This window comes from Pseudomonas sp. NPDC099000, from assembly GCF_044759925.1.
Lineage (GTDB): Bacteria > Pseudomonadota > Gammaproteobacteria > Pseudomonadales > Pseudomonadaceae > Aquipseudomonas.
The window spans coordinates 256,122-271,792 of the sequence record NZ_JBIWAF010000003.1; the positions used below are offsets into that span (position 1 = coordinate 256,122).

Below are 15,671 nucleotides of genomic sequence, written 5' to 3' on the forward strand. Positions count from 1 at the left end.
GTCTGAACTTTTGATCCAGAGCCCTGTCGGCGGTTTTTGACGGATGTGTAATGGCGGGCGATAGGCGATACTCGCCGGGCTGTTACGCGAAGAAGTAGAGAGGGTGTCAATGCCGCTGCAACGTCTGGAAAGCCTGTCCGATATTGGTCCGCGCACGTGGGATGCCCTGGTGCCGGATAATCAGCCGTTTCTGCGCCATGCCTTCCTCAGCGCACTGGAAGACAGCGGCAGCCTCGGCCCCCATTCCGGCTGGCAGCCCGAGCATCTGTTGCACCTCGAAGAAGGGCGTCTGATCGCTGCGCTGCCCAGTTACCGCAAGTGGCATTCCTACGGCGAGTACGTGTTCGATCACGCCTGGGCCGATGCCTGCGAGCGTGCCGGCATCGACTATTACCCCAAGCTGTTGACCGCCGTGCCGTTCAGCCCGGTCAGCGGGCCGCGGTTGCTGACGCGTAAGGTCGAGGATGGTTTCGAGCTACTGAAGAGCCTGCCGGGCTACCTTGAAATCGAAGAACTCTCCAGCGCGCACATCAACTTCACGGACCCTTTCACCGACGCGGCATTGGCCGAACAACCCGGCTGGTTGCAGCGGATCGGCTGTCAGTACCACTGGCAGAATCGCGGTTATCGGGATTTTCAGGACTTCCTCGACGTCCTCAGTTCGCGCAAACGCAAGCAGATGCGCAAGGAACGCGAGCAAGTGGCGGGGCAGGGTATTGAGTTCGAATGGCTTGAAGGCAGGCAACTGGATCAGGTGCAGTGGGATTTCGTCTATGCCTGTTACGCCAATACCTACGCGGTGCGTCGACAAGCGCCGTACCTGACGCGGGAATTTTTCAGCCTGCTGGCGGAGCGCATGCCCGAATCCATTCGTGTGGTGCTGGCCAAACAGGGTTCGCGCCCCGTGGCCATGGCTTTCAGCCTGGTGGGCGGCGACAGCTTTTACGGCCGCTACTGGGGCTGCCTGGCGGAGTTCGACCGCCTGCATTTCGAGACCTGTTTCTACCAGGGCATGGACTACGCAATTGCCAATGGCTTCCAGCGTTTTGATGCCGGCGCCCAGGGTGAACACAAGCTGATTCGCGGGTTCGAACCGGTGATTACCCATTCCTGGCACTACCTGCGTCATCCAGGGCTGAAAGCCGCGGTCAAAGACTTCCTGCACCAGGAACGTCTCGGTGTGTTGGCCTATGCCGAGGAAGCGAGGACCGCGTTGCCTTATCGGCAAGCATGATCCTCGCCCGTGGCCTCAAGTGCCTTCCTTGCCCAGCCAGCGATAGGTCACGCCGCCGATCACCGCCCCCAGCAGCGGTGCCACCCAGAACATCCACAATTGCGCGATGGCCCAGCCGCCGACCATCAACGCCGGGCCGGTGCTGCGGGCCGGATTGACCGAAGTGTTGGTGACGGGGATCGAGATCAAGTGAATCAGCGTCAAGGCCAGGCCAATGGCAATCGGTGCAAGCCCGGCGGGCGCGCGTTTGTCGGTGGCGCCGAGGATGATCAGCACGAACATCGCGGTCATCACCAGTTCACAGACAAATCCTGCGGCCATTGAGTACTTGCCCGGCGAGTGTTCGCCGTAGCCGTTGGAGGCCAGGCCGGCGGAGAGATCGAAGCCTTCCTTGCCGCTGGCGATGTAGTAGATCAGCGCGGCGGCGATAATGGCGCCAATCACCTGGGCGATGATGTACGCGGGCAACTCCCGGGCCGGAAACCGGCCGCCAACGCACAGGCCGACGGAGACGGCAGGGTTGAGGTGACAACCGGAGATATGGCCAATGGCGAACGCCATGGTCAACACGGTGAGACCAAACGCGATGGCCACACCCAGCACCCCGATCCCGAGGGGAGAAGACGCGGCGAGCACCGCACTGCCGCAACCTCCCAGTACCAGCCAGAACGTACCTAATAACTCAGTGACTGAACGTTTGAACAGCGACATGAGAGTGTCCTTGATAGGCGACCTATCGAGACTGTAATGCGTGATGCATCCTGCAGGCTTACAACAGGCTCAGCTCCAGAACCTTGGCTGAGTACAGCAGGGATTTTGCGGATTTCCAGCGGGTAGGTGGGGCTGATCGTTCCCACGCTCTGCGTGGGAATGCAGCCCGTGACGCTCCGCGTCACTGGACGCGGAGCGTCCCTTGAGGCATCCCCACGCGGAGTGTGGGAACGATCAGCCAGGGAGTGGTCAGTCGATACCGACAAACCCACCCGTCTGGTGCTGCCACAGCCGCGCATACAATCCGCCATGCGCCAGCAGTTCGGCGTGGGTGCCGGTTTCGGCGATCTTGCCTTTTTCCAGCACCACCAGCCGGTCCATCCGGGCGATGGTCGAGAGCCGGTGGGCGATGGCGATCACGGTTTTGCCCTGCATCAGGGTTTCGAGACTTTCCTGGATCGCGGCTTCGACTTCCGAATCCAGTGCCGAGGTCGCCTCGTCCATGATCAGGATCGGTGCGTCCTTGAGCAGCACACGAGCAATCGCAATCCGCTGACGCTGGCCGCCGGAGAGTTTCACCCCGCGCTCACCCACATGCGCATCGAAACCGGTACGGCCTTCGGCGTCCGACAGCAACGGAATGAACTCATCGGCGCGCGCCTTGTGCACCGCTTCCCACAACTCGGCGTCGGTGGCATCGGGCCGGCCGTACAGCAAATTGTCGCGGATCGAGCGGTGCAACAACGAGGTGTCCTGAGTGATCATGCCAATGCGCTCGCGCAGGCTTTCCTGGCCGACTTCGGCGATGTTCTGCCCGTCGATGAGGATTCGCCCGCCCTGCACGTCATAGAGGCGCAGCAGCAGGTTGACCAGGGTCGATTTGCCCGCGCCGGACGGTCCGATCAAGCCGATTTTCTCACCAGGCTTGATCGTCAGGTTGAGGTCGCCAATGATCCCGCTCTTCTTGCCGTAGTGAAAATCCACGTGCTCGAAGCGCACTTCGCCACGGGCCACGGTCAGCGGTTTGGCTTGATCGCGGTCGGTGATGCTGACCGGTTGGGCGATGGTCCGCAAACCGTCCTGGACCATGCCGATGTTTTCGAAGATGCCGGTGACCACCCACATGATCCAGCCGGACATGTTGACGATGCGGATCACCAGGCCTGTGGCCAGGGCAATCGCGCCCACCGAGATCAGCGACTGCGTCCACAGCCACAGGGCCAGGCCGGTGGTGGTGACGATCAGCAAGCCGTTCATGCTGGTGATGGCCACGTCCATGCTGGTGACCACGCGCCCGGCCAGTTGGGCTTTTTCGGTTTGCTCCTTGATGGCTTCCTTGGCGTACTGCTGTTCATAGTTGGTGTGAGCGAACAACTTCAAGGTGGTGATGTTGGTGTAGCCATCGACGATCCGTCCCATGAGTTTGGAGCGCGCATCGGAGGATTGCACCGAGCGGTCCTTGACCCGAGGCACGAAGTAATAAAGCGCACCGATGAACCCAGCGATCCAGGTCGTCAGCGGGATCATCAGGCGCCAGTCGGCTTCGGCAAACAGCACCAGCGCGCTGATGGCGTAGATCAGCACATGCCACAGGGCATCCACCGCCTGGACGGCGGAATCGCGCAGGGCGTTGCCGGTTTGCATGATGCGCTGGGCGATGCGTCCGGCGAAGTCGTTCTGGAAGAAATTAAGACTCTGCTTGAGTACGTAGCGGTGGTTCTGCCAGAGAATCAGGCTGGTCATGCCGGGGGTCAGCGTCTGGTGCACCAGCAGGTCGTGCAGACCGAAGAAAATCGGCCGCAGAATCAGGGTCACCACCACCATCCAGGTCAGTTCAAGCGCGTGGTCCTGGAAAAAATCGGGGTTCGGCGTGCCTTGTGCCAGGTCGATGATGCGGCTCAGGTAGTTGAACAGCGCGACTTCGATCAAGGAGGCGAACAGGCCGACAATCAGCAGAGCGGCGAAACTCGGCCAGACCTGCTTCAAGTAATAGGTATAGAAGGGGAGAACCCGATCTGGCGGAGCCGCCGTCGGAGCGTCGCGGAATATGTCGATCAGTTTCTCGAAACGGCGATAAAGCATCAGTTCTCCGCCCGCGCACGGGCTCTCCTTTAAACGATATGAGCGGCGCCGGATACCGGCCGCCGCTCAAGCACTCCTGTGCAGATTAGTCGATGACTTTGGCTGACTTGATGAACACAGGGTCGGCCGGCACGTCTTTCATGCCGCCACGGGTGGTGGTTGGCGTGTTAACGATAATGTCCACCACGTCCATGCCTTTGACGACTTTACCGAACACGGCATAACCATCACCGCTGTCGAGGAAGTCGTTGTCTTTGACGTTGACAAAGAACTGGCTGGTGGCCGAATCCGGGTTCGAGGTGCGGGCCATGGACAGCGTGCCACGCACGTTATGCAAGCCGTTCTTGGACTCGTTCTTGATCGGTGCCTTGGTTTCTTTTTGCTGCATTTGTTGAGTGAAACCACCGCCCTGGACCATGAAGCCAGGAATCACACGGTGGAAAATCGTGTTGTTGTAGAAGCCGCTGTTGACGTAATCAAGGAAGTTCTTGGTACTGATTGGCGCCTTGACCGGGTCCAGTTCGATTTCGATCTGGCCGTTGGTGGTTTCCAGCAACACGTGCGGCGCCTTGGCGGGTGTTGCGGCCATCAGGTTGGCGGCAAACAGAACGGAGCCGGCGACGAGGGCGATTTTTTTCAGCATGGGTCAGTGATCCTGAGTGAGGTGGTGTCGACTGCGGTGAGAAACTCGAGCAGGGTTTGGTTGAAGCGTTCGGGTTGATCCAGCGGGGTGGCGTGGCGCGAATCGGCGATCACCACCAGCCGTGCATCGGGTAGCAGTTTTACGTAGGTTTCCTTCAGCGAGACCGGCGTGTAATCGCGGTCGGCGCTGACGATGAGGGTTGGACAGGTGACCTTCGAAAGTCGTTCCTGAACACCCCAGCCAACGATGGCATCGAAGCTGGCGAGATAAGCATGTTTGTCGTTTTTTGCCCAGCGCTCAGCCATCTTTTGCCGCAAGTCAGCTTGTTCGGGTTTGGGGAACAGCTTGGCGCCCAGGGCCTTGCCGATGGTGCCCAGACTGAGGACACGCATCAGGCTCCAGCGCTTGAACCACTGCCAGTAATCGTCGCGGCTGCGCAGTTTGACCTCAGGCGCGCTGTTGACGATGCACAGGCTTTTGAGCATGTGCGGCTGATCCACGGCCAGTTGAAAACCGATCATGCCGCCCATGGACAAGCCGACGTAATGCGTAGGGCCAAGGTTCAGGTGCTCCATCAGGGCGACCAGGTCGGCACTGAACCCGGCGATGTTGTAGCGCTCGCGGGGTTTGTCGGAGCGACCGTGGCCGCGCACATCCGGAACGATCACACGGTAATGGGCTGACAGCGCCGGGATCTGCTTTTCCCAGTCCAGGGTGCTGGAGCCCAGCCCGTGGACCAGCAGCAACGGCGTGCCGTGGCCGTATTCCTCATAGTGCAGGTTGCAACCTTCATGTTCGAAATAGGCCATGCAAATACTCCGTGTCAGGCTTGTTCAGGGGCGGCGAACGGCGCATCCAGCGGCGCCGTGTCGAAGGTGCGCAGCAGTTCGATCAGGATTTGCGTCGCCGGGCCCAGGGGTTTGTCCTTGTTCGAATACAGATAGAAGCTCGGGTTGCGGCTGCCACCCTGGTCCAACGGTAGCAGCTTGAGCGTGCCTTCCTTGAGTTCGCGTTCGATCATGTGCCGGGGCAGCCAGGCGAAACCCAGGCCACTGCTGACAAAAGTCGCCGCGGTGGCCAGGCTGCCGACGGTCCAGCGCTGTTCGGCGCCGAGCCAGCCGACGTCTCGTGGTTGCTGGCGACCGGAGTCGCGGATGACCACTTGCATCTGGGTTTCCAGGTCCTGGAAGTTCAGTTCGCGGTTCAGACGATGCAGCGGGTGTTCGGGGTGGGCGACGGCGACGAATTCAACATCGCTCAGTTCCGCGCCGAGATAGCCGGGAATGCTGAACCCTGTGATCGCCAGGTCGGCCACGCCTTCCAGCAATACTTCTTCGACACCCGACAACACTTCTTCGCGCAGACGCACCCGGCAACCACGGCTCTGCGGCATGAACGCGGTCAACGCGCGGACGAGGCGGGCGCTCGGGTAAGCGGCGTCGACCACCAGCCGCACTTCCGCTTCCCAGCCTTGCTCCATGTGGTGAGCCAGGTCTTCCAGCTGGCTGGCCTGTTTCACCAGTTGCCGCGAGCGACGCAACAACACGCCGCCGGCTTCGGTCAGCACCGCTTTGCGGCCGTCGATGCGCAACAGCGGCACGCCGAGCTGGTCCTGCATGCGCGCCACGGTGTAGCTCACCGACGATTGCGAGCGGTGCAGCGCTTCGGCGGCCTGGGCGAAACCGCCGTGGTCGACCACGGCTTGCAAGGTTCGCCATTGATCAAGGGTCACGCGGGGCGCTTTCATGAATAGCTCCTCTTGTCCTAAGCTGGCAGTCCTAATTGGAGACTGCTGAATGAAAAAATTCTGTTGTGTGTTGTTGGCGATGCTGCCGCTGACGGCGTTTGCTTATCCGATCGATGTAACCAAGCAGCTCAATGGCATGAGCATCGACTACAACGCCTTTGACACGGATAACGACATCGCTTCCATTCAGGTCAATAATTACGGCTCCACCGATGCGGTCTGTAAGGTGGTTTTCAACAATGGCCCGGAAGCGCCGCGTACACGCCAGATCGAAGTGGCCGCCGGCAAACACAAAAATGCCACTGCCAAATTCACCCGCACCATCATCAAGATGCGCATCAACCTGACCTGCACCCCCAAATGACATGAAACCCTGTAGGAGCGAGGCTTGCCCGCGAATGCGGTCTGCCAGTCGACATAGATGCTGAATGACACGGCCCCTTCGCGGGCAAGCCTCGCTCCTACAGAGTAAGTATGCTCAGCTTATAAACGAATTTATTGATGGGTTATAGCAGTTATTTGCGCTTTTTCATCGATATGACTCTGTTTAACCTTCACTCCATCGCCTTACAGCATTCTCAGATGGAGCCTACATCCCATGTCACGCGTTCTGATCATCGAAAGCAGCGCCCGTCAGCAAGACTCGGTTTCCCGTCAGTTGACCCAGACGTTCATCAGCCAGTGGAAAGCCGCTCACCCGAACGACCAGATCACCGTGCGTGACCTTGCCGTCAACCCGGTGCCGCACCTGGACATCAATCTGCTGGGCGGCTGGATGAAAACCGCCGAACAGCGCAGCGACATCGAACAGGTCTCCCTGGAACGCTCCAACCAATTGACTGACGAACTGTTGGCCGCTGACGTGTTGGTCATGGCCGCGCCGATGTACAACTTCGCCATCCCCAGCACCCTCAAAGCCTGGCTCGACCATGTGCTGCGTGCCGGCGTGACCTTCAAGTACACCGACACTGGCCCGCAAGGTTTGCTCAGCGGCAAGCGGGCCTACGTGCTGACCGCTCGCGGCGGGATCTACGCCGGTAGCACCGCCGATCACCAGGAACCGTACCTGCGTCAGGTGATGGGTTTCATCGGGATTCACGACGTGACCTTCATTCACGCCGAAGGCATGAACCTGGGCGGTGACTTTCAGGAGAAAGGCCTGAACCAGGCCAACGCCAGGCTTTCCCAGGTGGCCTGAGGCTTTAATCGCCAGATAATCCCTTGATGTTCAAGTGGCCTGGCGCAACCCCTTCAAGGCTTTACGCGCATCGAACCTCCCTTTGCACTTGTTGCTCCTGAGTGCTGTCGCCCGATTGAACGCTTTAGCGAGATCGGGCTTTTTTTTGCCCAGGATTTATTGGATCGGCACACAGTCCCTGCGGGAGCGAGCTTTTGTGGTGAGGGGATTTATCCCCGTTGGGCTGCGAAGCGGCCCCAAAATCGGAATACCCGGTGTGTCAGGTACACCGCAAACAATGGTTTACGACTGCTTCGCAGCCGGACGGGGATAAATCCCCTCGCCACAAAGGCTCGGTCCCACAGGGGATCTGTGTGTGGCCGGCTGTCGCGGTGACGGGTAAAACCCGCTATCGTCGCCGCCATTCGAAACGAGGCGAGCATGGGCTATCTACTTTTTGTCACGCTGATCCAGGCGTTTTCCTTCAGTCTGATCGGCGAATACCTGGCCGGTCATGTCGACAGTTACTTCGCGGTGCTGGTGCGGGTGTTGTTGGCGGGGCTGGTGTTTATTCCGCTGACACGCTGGCGTCAGGTCGAGCCGGCGTTCATGCGCGGCATGCTGCTGATCGGCGCGTTGCAGTTCGGCGTGACCTACGTTTGCCTGTACCTGAGCTTTCGGGTGCTGACGGTGCCGGAAGTGTTGCTGTTTACCATCCTCACACCGCTGCACGTGACCTTGATCGAAGATGCCCTGAACCGGCGCTTCAATCCGTGGGCGCTGGTGGCGGCACTCGTGGCGGTGCTCGGCGCGGCGGTGATTCGTTACGACCGGATCAACCCGGATTTCTTCATGGGCTTCCTGCTGCTGCAACTGGCCAACTTCACCTACGCCGCCGGGCAAGTACTTTATAAGCATCTGGTGGCGCGTCATCCGAGCGATCTCCCGCACTACCGACGCTTCGGCTACTTCTATCTGGGCGCGCTGGCGGTGGCCTTGCCAGCCTTCCTGATGTTCGGCAAACAGAACTTCCTACCCGAAGCACCGCTGCAGTGGGGCGTGCTGGTGTTCCTCGGTCTGGTCTCGACCGCGTTGGGGTTGTACTGGTGGAACAAGGGCGCCTGCCTGGTGAATGGCGGGACGCTGGCGGTGATGAACAACCTGCATGTACCGGTGGGGTTGCTGATCAACTTGCTGATCTGGAATCAGCATGAAGAGCTGGGGCGGTTGTTCTTTGGCGGATCGGTGATTTTGATGGCAGTGTGGATCAGTCGGTTGGGTGTACGTAGGCCTGCTATCGCATGATCGTTCCCACGCTCTGCGTGGGAATCCCGCCCGGGACGCTCCGCGTCCCTACGCATGTGACGCAGAGCGTCACTGGATGCATTCCCACGCGGAGCGTGGGAACGATCAGTTCGGTGGGCTACATGATGTGTTTTTCGGGCTCGGGAATGTGGCTCGCGCCTAACATGGCCGGCAGCAACCCGGCCCTTAAATCCCCGCCACTCGGCTGCTGATAAAGGCTCAACCCAAACTCCGGCAGCACCGCCAGCAGGTAATCGAAAATATCCCCCTGAATCCGTTCGTAATCCGCCCACGCGGTGGTGCGGGTGAAGCAGTAGATTTCCAGCGGAATGCCCTGCGCGGTGGTTTGCATCTGGCGGACCATGCACGTCATGTTCGGCTGGACCTCCGGGTGACTCTTCAGATACGCCAGTGCGTAGGCGCGGAATGTCCCGATATTGGTCATCCGTCGACGGTTGGCCGACATCGCCGCGACGTTCCCCTGAGCCTCGTTCCAGGCCTTGAGCTCGGCCTGTTTGCGGCTGATGTAGTCGGTCAGCAGATGCACCTGGGACAGCTTCTGCTCTTCGTCATCGCGGATGAATCGAATACCGCTGGCGTCGATGAACAGGCTGCGCTTGATCCGTCGTCCGCCGGACTGCTGCATGCCGCGCCAGTTCTTGAACGATTCGGACATCAGGCGCCAGGTTGGGATCGAAACAATCGTTTTATCGAAATTCTGCACCTTGACCGTGTGCAGCGTGATGTCCACCACATCTCCGTCGGCGCCCACCTGCGGCATCTCGATCCAGTCGCCGACCCGCAGCATGTCGTTGCTGGTCAGCTGCACGCTGGCGACGAACGACAGCAGGGTGTCCTTGTAGACCAACAGAATCACCGCCGACATGGCGCCCAGGCCTGACAGCAGCAACAGCGGCGAACGGTCGATCAGCGTGGCGACGATGATGATCGCGCCACACACGAACAACACCAGATTCGCCAGTTGCACGTAACCCTTGATCGAGCGGGTGCGAGCGTGTTCGGTGCGAGCGTAGATATCCAGCAGGGCATTGAGTAACGCGCTGATGGCCAGCATCAGGAACAGAATGGTGAACGCCAACGCGACGTTGCCGAGGAAGTTCAGGCTCTTCTTGCTCAATTCCGGCACCAGATACAGGCCGAACTGGATTACCAGCGATGGCGTCATCTGCGCCAGGCGATGAAACACTTTGTTATGTCGAAAATCGTTGACCCAGTGCAGCGCCGGTTGGCGACCGAGCATTTTCGTCGCATGCAGAATGAGGTAACGCGCCACTCGTCCGAGGACCAGCGCAATCACCAGCAACACGATCAATGCCAGACTGGAATGCAGGAGCGGGTGCTGGTCGAGGGCACCCCAGAGGTCTTGGACGTTGAGCCAGAGCTGTTTGATATCCATGGGTAAAAATGGTTCTTCTGTAGGATGCGACGGGGCGATTAGAGCATCTAAGACGCTTTGCATGACGTTTTGAGACAAATCAGGCAACAAAAAAGCCACTGTTTACCGCCGTTTGCATAAAGAAACTCGGCCTCGGCGCTCGAAACCGTTACCCTATGCAGCTGTTTTTTTGTATTTCTTCGAGGTAGCACCCGTGTTTTCCCAATTCGCCCTGCACGAACGCCTGCTCAAAGCCGTGGCCGAGCTTAAATTTGTCGAGCCAACGCCTGTGCAAGCAGCGGCTATTCCGCTGGCGCTCCAAGGGCGTGACCTGCGGGTGACAGCGCAAACCGGTAGCGGCAAGACCGCTGCATTCGTTTTGCCGATCCTCAACCGTCTGATCGGCCCGGCGAAAGTCCGCGTCAGCATCAAGACCCTGATCCTGCTGCCGACCCGCGAGCTGGCCCAGCAGACCATCAAGGAAGTCGAGCGCTTCGCGCAATTCACGTTCATCAAGTCCGGTCTGATCACCGGCGGTGAAGACTTCAAGGTCCAGGCCGCCATGCTGCGCAAGGTGCCGGACATCCTGATCGGTACGCCGGGCCGGATGATCGAGCAACTGAACGCCGGCAACCTCGACTTGAAAGAAGTTGAAGTGCTGGTCCTTGACGAAGCCGACCGCATGCTTGACATGGGCTTTGCCGAAGACGTGCAGCGTCTGGTGGAAGAATGCACCAACCGTCAGCAGACCATGCTGTTCTCGGCCACCACCGGTGGGTCGGGTTTGCGCGAGATGGTCGCCAAGGTCCTGAACAATCCAGAACACTTGCAGCTGAACAACGTCAGCGATCTGAACGCGACCACCCGTCAGCAGATCATCACCGCTGACCACAACCAGCACAAAGAACAGATCGTGAACTGGCTGCTGGCCAACGAGACCTACCAGAAGGCCATCGTGTTCACCAACACCCGGGCCATGGCCGACCGTATCTACGGCCGTCTGGTGGCGCAGGAATATAAAGCGTTCGTCCTGCACGGTGACAAAGACCAGAAAGACCGCAAGCTGGCCATCGACCGCCTGAAGCAGGGCGGCGTGAAAATCCTCGTCGCCACCGACGTCGCCGCTCGCGGCCTCGACGTGGAAGGCCTGGACCTGGTGATCAACTTCGACATGCCGCGCAGCGGCGACGAATACGTTCACCGCATCGGTCGCACCGGTCGCGCCGGCAACGATGGCCTGGCCATCTCGCTGATCTGCCACGGCGACTGGAACCTGATGTCGAGCGTCGAGCGCTACCTCAAGCAGAGCTTCGAGCGCCGCACCATCAAGGAAGTCAAAGGCACCTACGGCGGACCGAAAAAGGTCAAGGCCTCGGGCAAAGCCGTTGGCGTGAAGAAGAAAAAAGTCGACGCCAAAGGCGACAAGAAGAAAACCGGCGCCAAGGCCCCGACCAAACGCAAGATCGCCAACCGCCCGAAGACCGACGCCCTGTCGCTGGTCAGCAAGGACGGCATGGCGCCGCTCAAGCGCCGCAAGCCGGAAGCGCCGGCTGCTGAGTAACGCGCTGTAGCGTTCCAATAAAAAACCCGGACAAGTGTCCGGGTTTTTTTAGGTCCAGGGTTTGTCAGCTCCCCAACAGCCCACTGGTGTCCGCATCAAAGCGTTGCTTGGCCTGATCCGCTACCGGTTTCAGCAAAGCAAGCAGAGCAGCCTCGCTGTACAACCGAGTGACCGCCAGTTCCTTGGGCGTCGGCTCAATCGGGATCAGCACATCGCTATCGCCTGCATGCAGCCAGATCGCCACCAAGTGCAACGCCGAAACAAACAGCACCCGCAGCTCAACGGTTTTACCCTGCAGTTGCGGCGACTGTTCCGCCAGTTTCAACGCACCGACCGTCGCGGCGGCCATGGCCCCGTGGTTCAGCGAGGCGAACTCGACATGGCCGCGGACGTCGGCCAGTTGCGCATTGGCAATCGTCACGCCATCGGAAAACACCAGGTAATGCCAATCGCCGATCTTGGCGTCTTTCAGGCCTTTGCCCTGGCTCACGTCCTCCAGGCTGAGCGAGTACCCACGGTAGGCCTCGCTGAGGCTGATCTTGCTGGCCGTGGCGTTGGCAAACTGCCGATTAATGCCGAAGCCTTGGGTTTGCAGGGCGGCTTGCAGCGCCGGACGCAAGGTCTGCACGCCGTTGGAAGGCGCCTTTGGATAAGTCAGTTGCATGATGTCGCCCTCCTAGTTTTTAACGGTGAAGTAAGTGTTGGTCCAGTTGCCGCCACCGTTGTAGGAACCGGGGAACGAGTTCAACGCTCGGGTCGAGTAGCCGTAGATCGAGTCAGCGACCAGCACGTAGTTGCCGTTGGTGCCATAGATCGTCAGGAAGTGCGCACCGCCACCGTACCAGGCACAGCGCAAACCGATCGGTCGGCCCATGTTGATCTGGTTCTGGATGGCCGGCATCTGCAGCGAACCCTGGTTCATGCCGTTGAAACTGCGGGTAATCGTCAGGGCTGTATCCAGATAACCGTAGACGTTGCACGGCCCGGGTTGATTGCAGCAGTTGCGGTCGAGTGCAGTGGTGGCCACGCCGCATTGGGTCCAGGATCCGGTGCCGTAATAGTTGCCGACCGAGGCGGAAACCGCCGCCCAGCACCAGTTGGTCTGGGTTTGCTTCTGCATTGTGAAGTTCAGGCTGGCAGCAGCCAGTGCGCCGAGGGGGGCAGCCGATTCGACATCGGACAGTTGCGGGTTGAGCAGATGACCGGTCAGGCACCTTGGCAGGGTTTCGCCGATGAATGACGTGGCTTCAGTGGTTAACATTTTTCAATCCTCCATGAGTGAAAACTAGCGTCCAGCTAGTGAGTCTGTAGCGGTGTAACTGAGCGATCGGTGTGTGCGGTTTGCCATGTTGGATGGCCGGCTCCGATCCAGGCTCGGGGTAACCTTAGGCAGATATATGCGTCTGTGCAAATAATTAAATGCACTAGTGCAAATTCCAGATCGAAAGGACGGCGCCTTGGGCAGCGCCGGAGGGATCGTCATTTTTGCGTAGGAATGACCGAAGGCTGCAAACCCTGGTTTTAGCTCTCGGCCTTTTTATCTGCCGTCTTCAGCTCTTTCAACCGCTGATCAATCAGCTGGCATTTGTCGGGAAGATCCGCGCTGGCGGTGCCCAAATCCATCTTCTGCAACTCGGCGTTGATCTCTTTGGCCTTGGCTGGATTCTGTTCCGTGAGCCTGGTGACTTCCTTGGCCAGCTCTTCACGCTTGGCCGTTGCTTCTTCGGGAGTGCAGGCCCAAGCGGGGAGGGCGCAGGCAAATGTGGCGACGAGGGTGAAGGTCATTAGCGTTTTCATGGAAAGCCTCGAGTTCCGTGTTGGGCGGTTAAACGGTGGAGGCTCCGCCTTGCCGAAAGTTCAGCTTTCTGTAGGACACATCGTCTCTCGGAAATGCCCTGTCAGTTGCGACTCCTTTTCTTGAATGCATCGGGAAAACTCCTGCGCGTTAACAAGAAGCAGCTGATTTTTCCGTGACCGTTCGTCGCCTAATCTATTCGAGTGGATCCATTATTTGACGTCAGAATGATGGCTCTCTAACATCGCGCCACTATTTTGCTATCACTCTCCATTTCGAGGGATCGAACATGTACCCACCCGCCCTCGTGGCGAGGTTGTGCCTGGCTTTGCTGTGCCTTTCTCCCCTTAATCTTGCTCATGCCGCCCCAACTCCAGGGGAAACCGACCTCATCCGCGAGCGCCAGGATCGCCTGCTCGAAGAGCAACGTCGGCGTCTCGAAGAGCTCAAGGAATTACCCGGCAAGGAAGTCAAACCCGCCGCCCCGACGGCGCCCGCCGACACCCGTTGTTTTCCGATCAAGGACATCGAACTCAAAGGCGCCGACAGCCTTTCCGAGCGCGAGAAAAATAGTCTGCTCGAGCCCTACATCGGCCAATGCCTGGGCGTCACGCAGCTCAACGAACTGCTGAAAGTCATTACCGATCACTACATCGAAAAAGGCCTGGTCACCAGTCGTGCCTACTTGCCGCAGCAGGATTTGTCCGGCGGTCATTTGAAGGTGTTGGTGGTCGAGGGCAAGCTCGAAGGGTTGAAGGGCGCGCAAGACAGCCAACTGTCGGACCGCGAGTTGGGCATGGCTTTTCCCGGCAAGACTGGCGAGCTGGTCAACCTGCGGGAAATCGAGCAACTGGTCGATCAGCTCAACCGTTTGCCCTCGAATCAGGCGCAGATGGAATTGGCGCCGGGCAAGAACGTTGGCGGCAGCGAAGTGCTGGTCAAGAACACCCCGCAAAAGCCGTGGCGTGTCGGGTTGTCTCGCAGCAACGACGGCCAGCGCAGCACCGGTGAGCAGCAGTGGGGCACCACGTTTGATTGGGACAGCCCGCTGGGTCTGGCGGATCAGCTGAATCTGCGCGGCGGTCACGATGCGATGACCGATCACCAGCACACCTCCAACAATGCGCTGCTCAATTACAACCTGCCGTGGGGCTGGTGGAACTTCAATTACACCTACAGCCAGAGTGAATACCGCTCGCAGGCGCAAGCCAACGGCTTCAACTTCAAGCAGACCGGTGACAGCGAAAACCATCAACTGCGCGTCGAGCGGGTGATCCATCGCGACGCCGTAAGCAAGACCTCCCTCAGCACCGGCCTGTCGTACCTGCGCACCAACAACTTCATCGAAGACAGCAAGCTCAAGCTGAGCAGCAACCGCATCAGCGAAGCTCAGTTCGGCATCAACCACGGTCGGCGAGTTGGCAGTGCGTTTGTCAACCTTGACCTCGGCATGCAGCAAGGCATCGGTGCGTTCGATGCCCAGGGCAACGGTCACCCGGGCCCTGGCGAACCGGATGCGCGCTACCGCAAATACACCGCCACCGCGAGCTACCTGCAACCGTTCAAGGTGTGGGGCGAGTCCTTCAGCTTCAGCAGCCTGATGACCGGCCAGCGCAGTGAAGACGTGCTGTTCAGCCCGCAGCGCACCAGCCTCGGCGGGCAGTCGTCGATCCGCGGTTACAAGGATCAATCCTTGTCCGGCGACAGCGGCGGCTACTGGCGCAACGACCTGCGCTGGAGCCGTCCGGTAACGCTGGAATGGCTACGCCCGGCCTTCGCCGGATACGGCACCAGCCTCGGTTACGACCAGGGCGTGATCCGTGGCGACCGCTACAACGGTGACCAGCACGGGCGCATGTCCAGCAACTCGGTGGAGCTGTTCGCCCGAGGGCAGCACCTGGCCGCCAGCGTGACCTTTGCTCATTCCCTGGAACGTCCGGACACCCTGACCGAGCGCGAAGCGCCGATCTATTTCCGTATGGATTTCTTCCTCTAATTACGCTGCATCGAGACCTTCGAC

At 59.5% G+C, this 15,671-nt stretch carries 14 protein-coding genes and 1 pseudogene; 6 read left to right on the forward strand and 9 right to left on the reverse strand.

The window, feature by feature from the left end:
- The first annotated feature begins 109 nt into the window (after positions 1–109).
- A complete protein-coding gene (locus ACIQV9_RS05875) occupies positions 110–1,234 on the forward strand; it encodes a GNAT family N-acetyltransferase (RefSeq protein WP_403099177.1) in 1,125 nt (374 codons plus the stop codon).
- Positions 1,235–1,249: 15 nt separating this feature from the next.
- Here ACIQV9_RS05875 and aqpZ read toward each other — a convergent pair whose 3' ends face one another.
- From aqpZ to ACIQV9_RS05900, 5 genes and pseudogenes are all read right to left on the reverse strand, one after another.
- Positions 1,250–1,945: an aquaporin Z gene (aqpZ, locus tag ACIQV9_RS05880; RefSeq protein WP_010462058.1), complete on the reverse strand. Its 696-nt coding sequence runs from the start codon at positions 1,943–1,945 to the stop codon at positions 1,250–1,252.
- A gap of 249 nt (positions 1,946–2,194) precedes the next feature.
- Positions 2,195–4,027, reverse strand: coding sequence for an ABC transporter ATP-binding protein (locus ACIQV9_RS05885; RefSeq protein WP_403099180.1), 1,833 nt, complete (start codon positions 4,025–4,027; stop codon positions 2,195–2,197).
- 85 nt (positions 4,028–4,112) lie between these two features.
- A complete protein-coding gene (locus ACIQV9_RS05890; protein ID WP_403099183.1) occupies positions 4,113–4,670 on the reverse strand; it encodes a peptidylprolyl isomerase in 558 nt (185 codons plus the stop codon).
- Positions 4,671–4,673: 3 nt separating this feature from the next.
- Positions 4,674–5,479, reverse strand: a pseudogene (locus tag ACIQV9_RS05895) (alpha/beta fold hydrolase).
- A gap of 14 nt (positions 5,480–5,493) precedes the next feature.
- A complete protein-coding gene (locus ACIQV9_RS05900) occupies positions 5,494–6,417 on the reverse strand; it encodes a LysR family transcriptional regulator (RefSeq protein WP_403099186.1) in 924 nt (307 codons plus the stop codon).
- 49 nt (positions 6,418–6,466) lie between these two features.
- Here ACIQV9_RS05900 and ACIQV9_RS05905 point away from each other — a divergent pair, with 49 nt between their 5' ends.
- From ACIQV9_RS05905 to ACIQV9_RS05915, 3 genes are all read left to right on the forward strand, one after another.
- Positions 6,467–6,781, forward strand: a complete 315-nt coding sequence (locus ACIQV9_RS05905) for a 3-phosphoglycerate kinase (RefSeq protein WP_403099189.1) — start codon at positions 6,467–6,469, stop codon at positions 6,779–6,781.
- Between the two features lie 234 nt (positions 6,782–7,015).
- On the forward strand, positions 7,016–7,615 hold the full coding sequence (locus ACIQV9_RS05910) for an FMN-dependent NADH-azoreductase (RefSeq protein ID WP_403099192.1): 600 nt from the start codon (positions 7,016–7,018) through the stop codon (positions 7,613–7,615).
- A gap of 420 nt (positions 7,616–8,035) precedes the next feature.
- Positions 8,036–8,899, forward strand: a complete 864-nt coding sequence (locus ACIQV9_RS05915) for a carboxylate/amino acid/amine transporter (protein WP_403099195.1) — start codon at positions 8,036–8,038, stop codon at positions 8,897–8,899.
- A 118-nt stretch (positions 8,900–9,017) separates the two neighbouring features.
- On the opposite strand, the gene ACIQV9_RS05920 is transcribed toward ACIQV9_RS05915, so the two are convergent.
- On the reverse strand, positions 9,018–10,316 hold the full coding sequence (locus tag ACIQV9_RS05920) for a mechanosensitive ion channel family protein (protein ID WP_403099198.1): 1,299 nt from the start codon (positions 10,314–10,316) through the stop codon (positions 9,018–9,020).
- A gap of 193 nt (positions 10,317–10,509) precedes the next feature.
- Here ACIQV9_RS05920 and ACIQV9_RS05925 point away from each other — a divergent pair, with 193 nt between their 5' ends.
- The gene (locus ACIQV9_RS05925) at positions 10,510–11,856 is read left to right on the forward strand and encodes a DEAD/DEAH box helicase (RefSeq protein ID WP_008153197.1); all 1,347 of its coding nucleotides are present in this window, start codon (positions 10,510–10,512) and stop codon (positions 11,854–11,856) included.
- 64 nt (positions 11,857–11,920) lie between these two features.
- On the opposite strand, the gene ACIQV9_RS05930 is transcribed toward ACIQV9_RS05925, so the two are convergent.
- The 3 genes from ACIQV9_RS05930 to ACIQV9_RS05940 form a co-directional block, all read right to left on the reverse strand.
- On the reverse strand, positions 11,921–12,520 hold the full coding sequence (locus ACIQV9_RS05930; RefSeq protein WP_403099200.1) for a hypothetical protein: 600 nt from the start codon (positions 12,518–12,520) through the stop codon (positions 11,921–11,923).
- Between the two features lie 12 nt (positions 12,521–12,532).
- Positions 12,533–13,117, reverse strand: coding sequence for a papain-like cysteine protease family protein (locus ACIQV9_RS05935; RefSeq protein ID WP_403099202.1), 585 nt, complete (start codon positions 13,115–13,117; stop codon positions 12,533–12,535).
- 260 nt (positions 13,118–13,377) lie between these two features.
- Positions 13,378–13,653 (reverse strand): hypothetical protein, encoded by a 276-nt coding sequence (locus ACIQV9_RS05940; RefSeq protein WP_403099205.1) that lies wholly within the window; start codon positions 13,651–13,653, stop codon positions 13,378–13,380.
- A 287-nt stretch (positions 13,654–13,940) separates the two neighbouring features.
- Between ACIQV9_RS05940 and ACIQV9_RS05945 the strand changes: the two genes are divergently transcribed.
- Entirely contained in the window at positions 13,941–15,647 is a 1,707-nt protein-coding gene (locus tag ACIQV9_RS05945; protein WP_403099207.1) for a ShlB/FhaC/HecB family hemolysin secretion/activation protein, read from the forward strand.
- Positions 15,648–15,671 lie beyond the last annotated feature (24 nt).